Raw genomic sequence first — 12,265 nt, forward strand, 5'->3', positions numbered from 1 at the left:
CGTGGGTCTGCAAAACCCTGATTCCCCGGTTCAAATCCGGGTGTCACCTCCAGAGAAAAAGCACTTACGTTTGTAGGTGCTTTTTTGTTATATCCGGGAATATTTTGCTTGTGCAGTGCAGGCGAATATGATATGATGAGACTGAAAAAGAGTTCAATTTGCTTTGGAAAAGTGCATGAACAGACAGTGGAGATACGACGATGGGCGAACATTTTGTTATGAGCACGAGGCTTGATAAATGCGAAGCTTCGGATTTTGGTTTGGAGCAATTGGATGCAAAAAGAGCGACGAACCCGAAAGATCATACTTTATGGGGCAAATGCAAGCTGTATGACTTCGGTTGGGGAAAAGAAAACGGGTTTTATAAAGAACCGCTCCCGGGTTTTGATACGCTGCTGGAGCTCGTCTTGTATGGCAAAAACAGAGATGATCGGTACGGGGCGGCGGCTGTCATTTTAAAGAAATACCCTGAAAAGCTTTTGAACGAATGTGAAAGCTGTATGGAAGATGTTGCTAATAGCAGCGCGTTTAAAAAGTTAGCGGATATATTTAATTTGAAAGATCCGATAAACTTGTGCCCGGCGGCTAATAAATCCCATGACCGCATAAAAAGTGAGTACTTAAGGTGGAAAAAGATATCGGAAGCGGCGAGCAGACTGAAATAGTTGAATTTAGGTACGGCAAGGTAATGGCTGTATTCTGTTGAAAGGTGTTATCTATGTGGAATGAAATTCGCAGTGAACAGGATATTAGAGATTTTATGGATAAAGTCTATGCGCTTCACGATAGCTGTATTAAAGAGATGCATTATGTAAGCGGAGCATCTGTAGATGCGGATTTGAGAATGTATCCGTTAAATGATCGTCGGGTATTGAATGTAATTATTCAGCGCCAATTCGAAGATGTTTCGATGATCGAGATGGAATTTGCAGGACTGAAATATCTGAATTTATCTCCTGTGGATGAGCAATATACTTGTGAGATTTTTGGTTCAACGCTACTGATAAAGGATAGGGACATCTATTGGTGCGATGGACAAAATGTATCGGAAGATGACATAGAGGACTATGACGGGACGATCATATGTGCAGCTAGGCTGCGTTGGCGTGCGATTGACGGACACATGGGCGATGGGGAGTTCTATAAATCGGTTTATTTAGAATAAGGATATTGCACTTTTTAACCTGAAAACTACACGAAAAATTGATGGAGTTTTCGGTATTTTGCGAATTTTTTGCTTTACCGGAATAAAGGAGCAGCAGTCGCTTTACAATTTGTGGAACCGGTGCTATACTGCATATAGACCGATTAAAACGAAAGTGAAGAAAGAAATTCGCGCGTTTTGACGGATAAAATGAGAGGATAAAAGAAATGAAAAAACAGCTTTTACATTCCGGCTGGCAGCTGACGACCGTCGGAAAAAATGACACGATTCCCGCGACCGTGCCGGGCTCCGTGTACAATGACCTGCTGAACGCGGGTCGCATGGAAGACCCCTATTGGCGCGACATTATGCTTTGCGGCGGAACGGCGGCCGCATCATCAGCACATACGTGAAGCAGACGGTCACCGTGAAGTGGGAACTGCGCAATAACCGCTCCGAGGTTCTGCGCGACGGCGGCGAGGTGGAAATCACCGTGCCCGCAATGGACACCGTGTGGCTCGATACCGTAGAACTGCCGGAAGCGAACATGTTCACCGACCACGTGCACTATGCGTGCTACCAGAACGGCGAGATGATCTCCGAATCCACCGTGCTGTTCTCCGTGCCGAAGTATTACGATTACATCGACCCGCAGCTTTCCTGCCGTGTGGAGGGCGATGAGATTATCGTTTCCGCAAAGGCATACGCGAAGAGCGTGGAAGTACTGAACGAGAACGAGGACTGGGTGCTTGAAGACAACTACTTCGACCTCGAAGCCGATAAAGAGCGCCGCATCCGCATTGTGAGCGGCGACGCGAACGGTATTCATATGCGCAGCGTGTATAACATTCGCTGATTTTGCGTTAAAACTAAAAAGACAAAAGCCGTTACAAGACAGAAAACAGCTGCTTTGTGACGGCTTTTTCAAGTTTTCCTGCATTTTCTCTTGCAAAATATCGTGCGTTTGCGTATAATAGATAAAGAAATTGAAATCGTAGTGTAAACTAACTTGCGCTGTTATGATTTTGAAAGATACATGAAGGAGCGATAAAAATGATTAGAATCGGCATTGCCGGATACGGAAATCTTGGCCGCGGCGTGGAAAGTGCGCTTTCCCACACGGAAGATATGGAGCTTGTGGGCGTTTTCACACGCCGCAGCCCGGACAGTGTGAAGACGAAGACCGGCGTGCCGGTTTATTCTATGGAGCAGGCAAAAAACATGACGGATAAGATTGACGTCATGATCCTGTGCGGCGGCAGCGCGAACGACCTGCCGAAGCAAACCGCAGAGCTTGCACAGTATTTTAATGTCATCGACAGCTTTGACACGCACGCGAAGATCCCGGAGCATTTTGCGGACGTAGACGCGGCCTGCAAGAAGAGCGGCCACCTCGGCATGATTTCCGTCGGTTGGGACCCGGGTATGTTCTCTCTGAACCGCCTCTATGGTCAGGCGATTTTGCCGAACGGCAAAGACTACACGTTCTGGGGCAAGGGTGTCAGCCAGGGTCACTCCGATGCGATTCGCCGCATTCCCGGCGTACAGGATGCCCGCCAGTATACTATCCCGGTGGAGAGCGCGCTTGAAAGCGTGCGCCGCGGCGAGAACCCGGAGCTGACGACGCGCGAGAAGCACACCCGAGAGTGCTTTGTCGTTGCCAAAGAGGGTGCGGACAAGGCTGCCATTGAGGAAGCCATCGTCACGATGCCGAACTATTTCTCCGATTACGACACGACCGTACACTTCATCAGCCAGGAAGAGCTTGACCGCGACCATTCAGGCATTCCGCACGGCGGTATGGTGTTCCGCACCGGTGTGACGGGCCTGAATGGCGAAAACAAGCACATCATCGAGTATAAGCTGACGCTTGATTCCAACCCGGAGTTCACTTCCAGTGTGCTCGTAGCGTTTGCCCGCGCGGCATACCGCATGCACAGTGAAGGTCAGGTGGGCTGCAAGACCGTCTTTGACGTTGCTCCGGCGTATCTCCACCCGGAAAGCGGCGAAGCGCTCCGCGCAAAGCTGCTGTAAGGTTCATGCAAGTTTATAATTAAAACGAAAAAAGCTGTTCCGCATAAAAACGGAGCAGCTTTTGTATGTTTAATATGTTTTGGAGATATCTGCCTGAAGCTCGTCGATCTTATCGCGGAGCTTTAAAAAGTCGTCGAACGCGGCGGGCTTTTGTGCGGGATTGCGCAGCAGGGCGGCAGGGTGGAGGGTTGCCGTCATGTAGATGTTGCCTTTTTTGAAAAACTGTCCGTGCTCGCGTGTGATCTTGAAATCGGGTTTGATGATGCGCATGGCGGCGATGCGGCCGAGGCATACGATGATCTTCGGACGCAGCAGGGCGGTTTGATTGCGCAGCCAGTCCATGCAGGCTTCCTGTTCCTCCTGCAAGGGATCGCGGTTTTGCGGCGGACGGCATTTGACGATATTTGCAATGTAGATATTCGTGCGGCGGTCGAGGTCGACGGCGGCGAGGTATTTATCGAGCAGCTGACCGCCAGCACCGACGAACGGCTCGCCCTGCAAATCTTCGTTTCGGCCCGGGCCTTCACCGATGAACATGACCTTCGCGCACGGGTTACCCACGCCGAACACGACATTAGAGCGCGCTTCGCACAGGCTGCACTTGCGGCAGTTCAGGCAGTTTTCTTTCAATTCTTCCCAGTTTTCAAACATATTTCACACCGGCTTTTCTCGTTTTTCCAAATTACGGTCTTTTCTGCATTAAGTTTATCATAAATCGGAGAAAAAACATAGCCCAAAACTTGTATTTTCTGTCGGTTCGTAGTAAAATAGAAATACAAAATCCGGAAAGGACAGGTATTTTCAAATGAAAGTTATGGTTGAAACCTCCGCACGTCACGTTCACGTGTCCGAAGCGGATCTGAAGACGCTTTTTGGCGCAGACGCAAAGCTTACCGTTAAGAAAGAACTCTCTCAGCCCGGCCAGTACGCTTCCAACGAGAAGGTAGAGGTCATCGGCCCGAAGGGTTCCCTTGTTATGTCCATCCTTGGCCCGACGCGCCCGGAGACGCAGGTTGAAGTTGCACTGACCGACGCACGCAAGCTCGGTATTGCAGCACCGATCCGTGAGTCCGGCGACCTTGAGGGCACCCCGGGATGTACGCTGAAGGGCCCGGCAGGCGAAGTCGTCATTGAAAAGGGCGTCATCGCAGCAAAGCGCCACATCCACTTCAACGTGGAAGAGGCAGCGGCAGCCGGTGTGGAAGACAAGCAGATCGTCTCCGTTAAGGTCGGCAAGGAAGGCGAGCGCAGCGTGATTTTCGGCGACGTTGTTGTGCGTGTCAGCCCGAAGTATGCGGCTGCTATGCACATCGACACCGATGAGTCCAACGCAGCGGCACTCGGCGGCACCGTTGAGGGCGAGATCCTTAAGTAATTTCGCTTAAAGCTATATGAGCATAAGAAAAGAGCGTGCAGATGAAAGTTTGCACGCTCTTTTTGTTATGCTTTGCAATATTCTCTGTACTTCCTCAGCACATCTTTATCGTTTTCAAACGTAATGTGCGCTGCAGCTTCTTCTGCCGGTACCCAGCAGAGCTCGGTGACTTCCTCTACCTGCCGGTGCGCTTCGCCGCCGATGTATTCGGCTGCAAAGTAGATGACATCTTTCATGACGTCCGGCTTCGGGGAGTAGGTGACGACAGCGCGAAAGCCGGTATCAAGCGTGACTGTAAGGCCGGTCTCCTCGCGGATCTCGCGCAAGGCGGTCTCGCTTTCGGTCTCATTACCCTCCATATGGCCTTTCGGAAATGCCCAATGACCGCCGTTTACATGGCGGATGAGCAGAATTTCACGTCCGTTTTCGGTTTGCCGCGCAATGACCGCGCCGCAGGAAATTTCTCTTTTCAAAAAATGACCTCCTTGCAATTTGCCGCGGAAAACCGCAGGCGATGAAATCGGAAAGGGCCGCCCTGCGGCAGCCCTCCCACATTATTTCACAGTGAATTTATAGATTGTTTTGGACTCGAACGGTTTCTCCGGCGTGACATAGCGGAACGGGAAGTTCTCGTGATGCACGGAATCCGGGTAGAACTGTGTCTCAAGGCACAGTGCCCCGTGGGAAATCATGTCGCTGCCGTCTTTGTTCTTCAGGCCGGAAGTGCCATTGAACGTATACAGCTGCACGCCGGGCATATCGGAATAGACGGTCATTTCGCGGCCGGTCTCCGGCTCGTAGGCTACTGCAATCTCGCGCATGCCCTCGCCGTCCACACAGAAGTTGTGGTCGAAACCGCCGCAGAGCTGGATGAGGTGGTCATCCGCGAACATATCCTGCCCGAGCGGCTTTGCAGCCGTGAACTCGAGCGGCGTGCCTTTTACGGGCAGCAACTCGCCGGTGGGAATGAGGTCGTCTGTGACCGCCGTTACCTCAGACGCGTGGATCGTCACAAGCGTGGAAAGCACGTCCTTGGAGCCGTCGGCTTTCAGGTTGAAGAACGAGTGGTTCGTCGGGTTGAACACTGTCTTACGGTCGGTCTTGCCGCGGTAGGTAATCTCCACGGCGTTGTCGGCCGTCAAAGAGTACTGCACTTCAACGGTCAGTGTTCCGGGGTAATTTTCGTCGCCGTCCGGGCTGACATGTGTGAACGTGACAGACGGTTCGTCGCCGTCGTTCGACTCTTTCACATCAAACAGTACTTGATGGTAGCCCTTTGTGCCGCCGTGCAGCGTGTTTGCACCGTCGTTTTGATCGAGTGCATATGTTACGCCGTCAATGGTGAGCGTTGCGCCGCCGATGCGGTTTGCGTAGCGGCCGACGAACGTACCCTGAAAGTCGGAGCCGAGGTATTCCTCGAGCGTGGCGTGGCCAAGCACGACATCGCCGAGCTTACCGGATTTGTCTGGTGTTAAAAGCTGTAAAATGCGGCAACCGTAATTTGTGAGCACAAGCGTCACGCCTGACGCGTTTTTCAGCGTATAAGCGTCAGCCGTTTTCCCGCAGGGGAACGTGCCGAACACGGATTTTGTAAGAGACATGGGAAAATCAGTCCTCCTGCTTACCGAGCAGTGCAGCGCCGATGATACCGGCGTCGTTGCCGAGCTGCGCCTTGCAGACCTTCGTCTTCTTCGTAGAGTTCATAGCATACTGCTCTCTGTCGATGAATGCTCTGACCGGAGCGAGAAGCGTTTCACCCTCGTTGCAGATACCGCCGCCGATGCAGAGGATAGCCGGCTGGAAGATGTTGATCATATCGGTGAGGCCGACGGAGAGGTACTTGATGTACTCGTCAACAACAGCCTTGCCGACCGGGTCGCCTGCGCGCATAGCGTCAAATGCGGTTCTGCCGTTAACCTTGGACTCGTCGCCGTCAACAATTGTCCAGATCGGAGAGTCCTTCGGGGCATCTTTCATGTGCTCTTTTGTGGTTTTGATGAGACCCGTTGCGGAAGCATAGGTTTCCCAGCAACCGTGTCTGCCGCAAGTGCAGGGACGACCGTCAACAACGATGACGGTGTGGCCGAGCTCGCCGCCGGCAAAGTTGCTGCCGGAGTAGACCTTGCCGTTGATGATAATGCCGCCGCCGACGCCTGTGCCAAGTGTGATAGCCAGTGCATTGTCTGCGCCTGCAAGTGCGCCTGCCTGATATTCGCCGTAAGCTGCAGCGTTAGCGTCATTCTCCAGAATGACGAGCTTGCCGTTTGTGCGCTCTGCCATCATGTCGCGGAGCTTGAAGTTCTTGAAATAGAGGTTGTTAGCAAATTCAATGATGCCGGTAGCACGGTTAACGGTGCCCGGGCAGCCGATGCCGATCCACGGTACATCGTCGAGGGTCAGGCCGGCCTTTGCCAGTGCATCGTTGCATACAGCGAGAATCGCATCGCAGAATGCGTCTTCCGAGCACGGAACGGGCGTCGGATGGGAAGCCTTTGCGATGATCGCGTTGTTTTCGTCTACGATACCGACGGCAATGTTTGTGCCGCCTACGTCAACACCAAGATAGTACATAATACGAACTCCTTATAGATGGAATATTCCGGCACGCCTTGCGCCCGGTCTTTTATCTATAGTATACAATATAAAGCGCATGTTTGTAAATGCAAAAAGTTGAAAAATTTGCGATTTTTGCGAAAACAGCATTTTGTGGGCAATAGAATGTGAGTGAAAGCGCAGAATTCGGGCTTGCGTGTACGTTTTTCAATTCGCCTGTTGACATTTGATTTTACGGATATATATTTCATAACGACGTTATGAATGGAGCAAAGGAAATGGCCAAGCAGACCGCGTTGTCTGTAATATGCCTTTTTAGGATTTCCGAGTACCCGGCTTAGCCGGGGGGATGCCTTTTTACGCGGCTGAACAGAAAAATATGAAATGCCGGAATAAAATGGCTTGATTTTATAGCCGGGATGTGCTATTATAATTAAGATAATTTAAGCCGGCGTGGCGAAATCGGCAGACGCAAGGGACTTAAAATCCCTCGATGGAAACATCGTACCGGTTCAAATCCGGTCGCCGGCACCAAAAGCCTGACACTTTTGTGTCGGGCTTTTTTGATGTATAAAACTCGCTGCGGAGGTTTTAATATGAACAAAGATCTGACCCGGGGGCCGGTGATGCGGTCTATGCTGTGGTTTGCGCTGCCGATGATCCTCGGCAATTTATTGCAGCAGTGCTACAACATTGCGGACACGCTCATTGTAGGACGCTTCCTCGGCAAAACGGCGCTGGCGGCGGTCGGCTCTTCGTTTTCGCTGATGACATTTTTAACATCGATCTTGCTTGGGCTGTGCATGGGCAGCGGTGCGCTGTTTTCCATCCGCTTCGGGCAGCGCGATGAAACTGCCTTAAAAGAAAGTGTACGGGCTTCGTTCGTGCTCATTTTAGGCGTGACGCTGCTTTTAAACGGCCTCGCATTTGCGTGTCTTGACCTCATTAAGAGCTTTTTGCAGGTGCCGGACGACGTTTGGGGCGATATGCGTGCGTATATCGCAATCGTATTCGCGGGCATTTTCGCAACGTTTTTATATAATTACTTCGCGTCTTATCTGCGCGCGGTGGGTAATTCTGTCGTGCCGCTCGTGTTTTTGGCGGTCTCGGCGGTTTTGAATATTGCGCTCGACTTGTGGTTCGTCATCGGCCTCAACTTTGGCGTTGCGGGTGCGGCGGGGGCCACGGTCATCGCGCAGTATGTTTCCGGCATCGGCATCATGATCTGCGCGCTCATCAAATGTCCGCAGCTGCGCGCGCTGTGCAGCCGTTCGCCCATCCACGCGAGCCGTATCAGGGAGATTGCCGGGTATTCCATTTTGACTTGCGTGCAGCAGTCCGTGATGAATCTCGGCATTTTGATGGTGCAGGGGCTTGTGAACAGCTTCGGCGCGGCGGTAATGGCGGCGTTTGCGGCGGCGGTGAAGATTGACGCATTCGCGTACATGCCTGTGCAGGACTTCGGCAACGCGTTCTCCACATTCATCGCGCAGAATTACGGTGCGGGCAAGCAGGAACGCATCCGCAAGGGATTGAAAGGTGCGGTTCTTGTATCCGTTGTGTTTTGTGTGATTGTGTCCGCTTTGGTGTTCGTGTTCGCAAAGCCGCTTATGCTGCTGTTTGTGGAAGCGGGCGAAACGGAGATTATCGCCGAGGGTGTGCGCTACCTGCACATTGAGAGCGCGTTCTACTGCGGCATTGGCTGCTTATTCCTGCTCTACGGGCTGTACCGCGCGGTCGCAAAGCCCGGTATGAGCGTGGTGCTGACGGTCATCTCGCTCGGTACGCGCGTGGTGCTGGCATATCTTTTATCCGCTATCATCGGTGTTACAGGCATCTGGTGGTCGGTGCCGATCGGTTGGTTCCTCGCGGATGTTACAGGCGTGGTGTATTACTTCATTCATAAAGAAAAACTGCTGCATTTTGGCGAGAGCAATTTGAAGCGTACAGAAAGCTAAATATCAATTTTTGGCGCACCGCTTGTCCGTACTTTACGGGTGGGCGGTGCGCTTTTTACAAAAATTCAAGCGTTATTTGTAAAATGGGCGGGAGATCCTTAAAACGATGGCTGACGCTTTTGCGATATCCTTGCGAAACACGTCAATTCATGCAAAAAACAAGTGAAATTTGTTGTTTCGCTTTGTATTTCTGGACAAAATACGATATATGTGATATACTTGATTTCAAATACAGTACTCAAAACCAATTTGGTTTTATTCAAACTTAAACGAAACGGCGGTGAACCTATGAAATCTCTGAAGCAAATTATCAATCGCTATATTCGTTCTGCGGCAATCGTGATGGCTTTAGTGATCCTTGTGGTAATCGCCTTTGCGGAAATTCTGATTGAACAGGGCCGCGTGGAAGACACCGCTGCCGGTACATTTGTGCGTCTGGAGCAGATTATCGAAGAAAATGAGAATGAACTGAAGCAGGTCAAGGAAAAATACGATAAGACCTGTTTGCATGATGCCGAAGCCATTGCCTTTCTGCTGCAAAAAGACCCGGAGGCAACAAACGATACCTTAAAGCTGAAAAAATATGCGAATCTGCTGGAGCTTGATGAAATTCATATTTTTGATGAGACCGGCACGATTGTTTCCGGCACAAATCCGGAGTATTACGGCTATTCGTTTTCATCCGGTGAGCAGATGGCGTTTTTTGCGCCGATGCTCACGGATAAATCCTTGCAGCTTGTGCAGGATGCCGGCCCGAACACCGCTGAGGGCAAAAACATGCAGTATTCCGCCGTGTGGAGCGCAGACGGCACATTCATCGTGCAGGTGGGCAAAGACCCGCAGCTTGTAACGGAGGCTATGGAGAAAAACGAGATTTCGTATATTTTTCATCAGCTCAATATCAGCCCGGCGATCGATTACTGTGCCGTAGACAGTGAAACGCTGTCGGTCATCGGCGCAACGAATGCGGATATGGTGGGGAAGACCGTGGCAAACCTCGGTATTTCTGCCGAGAGCATGCAAAATGAGGAGCACGGCTTTCACGCAAATATTGAGGGAAAATACTACTACTGCATTTTTAAGAAGATAGAAACCCGTTACATGGGTTTCATCATTCCGATGGACGTATTGTACGAACGTATTCCGCTTGATCTTTTGAATCTGGTGCTATGTCTGGTTTTAATCTGCGGTACGTTGACGGTTTTCGTCGCGAACTGCGTGAATCGGTACGTTATTCATGACATTCACCGCATAAACGGCAAGCTCAATCGCATCACGCAAGGCAATTTGGAGGAAAAAGTCAACGTGCAGAGCAGCCGGGAGTTTTCTGCGCTCAGCCGATACATCAACGAGATGGTCGGCAGCCTTGTCAACAACGACCGCAAAATGTCATACGTTTTGAGCCGCACGGAAATGAACATCGGCGTGTACGAGTACCGTGACGGCGTGCAGCAGGTGTATTGCACGGAGCGTATCCCACAGATTTTTGGATGGACGGATGAGGAGACGGCGTACTACACCGGTGACCGCGTGCATCTGTATACATTCATCGAGGAGCTGCGCCGCAGCCGCGTGGTCGGCGAGCGCAACGTATACCGCATTCCGGGCGAGCCGGACCGCTACATAAAGCTGGAGGAAACGCACGAGGAGAGCAGTGTTTTCGGCGTGGTGAACGACGTGACGGAGGAGATGCAGCGCCGCATACAGATCGAATCTGAGCGTGACACCGATCCGTTGACCCGACTTTATAACCGCCGCGGCCTGAGCCGCCGTGTGGAGCGCATTTTGGAAGCGGGTACAGGCGATACTTACGCCGTGGTGATGATCGACCTTGACGACTTGAAAGAGGTCAACGACACCTACGGGCACGAGAGCGGCGACCAATATATCATTTCCGCAGCAGAAATCTTAAAAAAGATCGTGGGCGAAAGCGGCCTTACTGCACGTCACGGCGGCGATGAATTTGTCCTGTTCCTCGAAGAAAAAAGCGAAGAAGCGCTGCGGGAGAAGCTCACGCAGCTTGAGCAGGCGCAGGACAGCTCCGAAGCCGTGCTGCACGATGGACAGCATGTACCGCTGCGGTTCTCCATGGGCTGCTGCTTCATAGATGAAGTTGCCGCGCCGTATGACGAAATGCTCGAAAAAGCGGATATTGCCATGTACCAAAACAAACGTCAGCGCAAAGAAAAGCACGGCAAGCAGCCGAGAAGGAAAGAATAAAGCAAAAAATCACCGAGATAAACCGGACAAACGGTTTCCTCGGTGATTTTTTTGCGGAATGAACTGCTTATTCTGTCAATGCCGGGTAAGCCAGGCATCGGCGATGTCCAAAGCAAGATAAAGGCCGTTTTTCTCGCTGGTCTTTACGATCTGTTTTCTGGAGCGAATCTCCGGGTCGGTGAGCATGAGCTGCACAGTGCACTTATCGGCAACCTCCATGTCCTCCACGGTCTTCTTCGTTTTGATGTCGATCTTGATGACGTATTTATCGGTCATGTTTCCGTAGTAAATGGTATCGCCGCTACGCACAAGGGGCTTGCCGCGATACATGGGAAACGGGCTCTTCTGCTTTTCGCTCATAGTATGCAAATCCTTTCATAAAGTCTCGTTGGGGAAAATGCCGGAACTTTCTAAGCACCGGTGCAAAGCATTCAATACACTTTTAATTAGTATAGCATAGATTAAGAAAAAAGACAACTTGTATTTGCACATTTGAAAATAAAAATTGCCGCCGACGGAAAAATCCGCCAAGCGGCAATTTCGGTTTCAGGCAATGCCGTGCATAAAGCGACGGCGCATCAGAAAACAGGCTTATTCGCCCAAATAGGTACGCACCATTGCTTTCAGCAGCTCATCGCGGTCAATCTTGCGGATGAGGCTGCGTGCGTTGTTGTGCGTGGTGATGTATGTGGGATCTTCCGAGAGAATATATCCCACGATCTGGCTGATGGGGTTATAGCCTTTTTCTTTGAGTGCATCGTAAACCTGTACGAGCACCTGCTGCATATCGAGCTTCTGCGGCGTCTCAATGCTGAATGTCTGGGTGCGGTCGCTGAAATCTTCTGCCATGTGGAACACCTCCTCGTTTTCCGATCGTGTAAAGGCTGCAAAAATACAGTCTACATTTCATTGTATGCCGGGCCCGGTGTTTTATTCGCGTATAAAAGCACAGTGGAATAAACACTGTATACAGCATACCGC

Annotated in this window: 14 protein-coding genes and 1 tRNA gene; 9 read left to right on the forward strand and 6 right to left on the reverse strand. The window is 51.2% G+C overall.

From position 1 onward, the window contains the following. Positions 1 to 200 precede the first annotated feature (200 nt). The 5 genes from ACLTX1_RS00785 (at position 201) to ACLTX1_RS00805 (ending at position 3,178) form a co-directional block, all read left to right on the forward strand. Positions 201 to 665: a hypothetical protein gene (locus ACLTX1_RS00785; protein WP_343284993.1), complete on the forward strand. Its 465-nt coding sequence runs from the start codon at positions 201 to 203 to the stop codon at positions 663 to 665. Positions 666 to 718: 53 nt separating this feature from the next. Next, the gene (locus ACLTX1_RS00790) at positions 719 to 1,165 is read left to right on the forward strand and encodes a hypothetical protein (RefSeq protein WP_343284994.1); all 447 of its coding nucleotides are present in this window, start codon (positions 719 to 721) and stop codon (positions 1,163 to 1,165) included. Positions 1,166 to 1,371: 206 nt separating this feature from the next. Further along, positions 1,372 to 1,557 (forward strand): glycosyl hydrolase 2 galactose-binding domain-containing protein, encoded by a 186-nt coding sequence (locus ACLTX1_RS00795; RefSeq protein ID WP_343284995.1) that lies wholly within the window; start codon positions 1,372 to 1,374, stop codon positions 1,555 to 1,557. Continuing rightward, positions 1,500 to 2,000, forward strand: a complete 501-nt coding sequence (locus ACLTX1_RS00800) for a glycoside hydrolase family 2 protein (RefSeq protein ID WP_308450023.1) — start codon at positions 1,500 to 1,502, stop codon at positions 1,998 to 2,000. The genes ACLTX1_RS00795 and ACLTX1_RS00800 overlap by 58 nt, the downstream gene beginning before the upstream one ends. A gap of 197 nt (positions 2,001 to 2,197) precedes the next feature. Next, a complete protein-coding gene (locus ACLTX1_RS00805; RefSeq protein WP_308450024.1) occupies positions 2,198 to 3,178 on the forward strand; it encodes a diaminopimelate dehydrogenase in 981 nt (326 codons plus the stop codon). Positions 3,179 to 3,247: 69 nt separating this feature from the next. Here the strand turns inward: ACLTX1_RS00805 and ACLTX1_RS00810 are convergent, their stop codons facing one another. Beyond that, positions 3,248 to 3,829, reverse strand: a complete 582-nt coding sequence (locus ACLTX1_RS00810; protein WP_308450025.1) for a uracil-DNA glycosylase — start codon at positions 3,827 to 3,829, stop codon at positions 3,248 to 3,250. A 154-nt stretch (positions 3,830 to 3,983) separates the two neighbouring features. Between ACLTX1_RS00810 and pduL the strand changes: the two genes are divergently transcribed. Further along, a complete protein-coding gene (pduL, locus tag ACLTX1_RS00815; RefSeq protein WP_308450026.1) occupies positions 3,984 to 4,553 on the forward strand; it encodes a phosphate propanoyltransferase in 570 nt (189 codons plus the stop codon). A gap of 65 nt (positions 4,554 to 4,618) precedes the next feature. Here the strand turns inward: pduL and ACLTX1_RS00820 are convergent, their stop codons facing one another. The 3 genes from ACLTX1_RS00820 to ACLTX1_RS00830 form a co-directional block, all read right to left on the reverse strand. Continuing rightward, positions 4,619 to 5,026, reverse strand: coding sequence for a bis(5'-nucleosyl)-tetraphosphatase (locus ACLTX1_RS00820; RefSeq protein ID WP_308450027.1), 408 nt, complete (start codon positions 5,024 to 5,026; stop codon positions 4,619 to 4,621). Between the two features lie 81 nt (positions 5,027 to 5,107). Further along, entirely contained in the window at positions 5,108 to 6,154 is a 1,047-nt protein-coding gene (locus ACLTX1_RS00825; RefSeq protein ID WP_412330340.1) for an aldose epimerase family protein, read from the reverse strand. 7 nt (positions 6,155 to 6,161) lie between these two features. Beyond that, positions 6,162 to 7,124, reverse strand: coding sequence for an ROK family glucokinase (locus ACLTX1_RS00830; protein ID WP_176820290.1), 963 nt, complete (start codon positions 7,122 to 7,124; stop codon positions 6,162 to 6,164). Between the two features lie 429 nt (positions 7,125 to 7,553). Between ACLTX1_RS00830 and ACLTX1_RS00835 the strand changes: the two genes are divergently transcribed. The 3 genes from ACLTX1_RS00835 (at position 7,554) to ACLTX1_RS00845 (ending at position 11,284) form a co-directional block, all read left to right on the forward strand. Next, a tRNA-Leu gene (locus tag ACLTX1_RS00835) sits at positions 7,554 to 7,640 on the forward strand. A 62-nt stretch (positions 7,641 to 7,702) separates the two neighbouring features. Next, a complete protein-coding gene (locus tag ACLTX1_RS00840) occupies positions 7,703 to 9,064 on the forward strand; it encodes an MATE family efflux transporter (RefSeq protein ID WP_412330341.1) in 1,362 nt (453 codons plus the stop codon). A gap of 288 nt (positions 9,065 to 9,352) precedes the next feature. Next, on the forward strand, positions 9,353 to 11,284 hold the full coding sequence (locus ACLTX1_RS00845) for a diguanylate cyclase domain-containing protein (protein ID WP_412330342.1): 1,932 nt from the start codon (positions 9,353 to 9,355) through the stop codon (positions 11,282 to 11,284). A gap of 75 nt (positions 11,285 to 11,359) precedes the next feature. Here ACLTX1_RS00845 and ACLTX1_RS00850 read toward each other — a convergent pair whose 3' ends face one another. Next, complete coding sequence (locus ACLTX1_RS00850; RefSeq protein ID WP_412330343.1) at positions 11,360 to 11,644, reverse strand: hypothetical protein; 285 nt, start codon at positions 11,642 to 11,644, stop codon at positions 11,360 to 11,362. 231 nt (positions 11,645 to 11,875) lie between these two features. Continuing rightward, the gene (locus ACLTX1_RS00855) at positions 11,876 to 12,133 is read right to left on the reverse strand and encodes an IreB family regulatory phosphoprotein (protein WP_176820286.1); all 258 of its coding nucleotides are present in this window, start codon (positions 12,131 to 12,133) and stop codon (positions 11,876 to 11,878) included. Positions 12,134 to 12,265: the final 132 nt, after the last annotated feature.

This window comes from Hominenteromicrobium sp., from assembly GCF_046974225.1.
In the GTDB taxonomy this organism is placed as follows: Bacteria; Bacillota; Clostridia; order Oscillospirales; family Acutalibacteraceae; genus Hominenteromicrobium; species Hominenteromicrobium mulieris.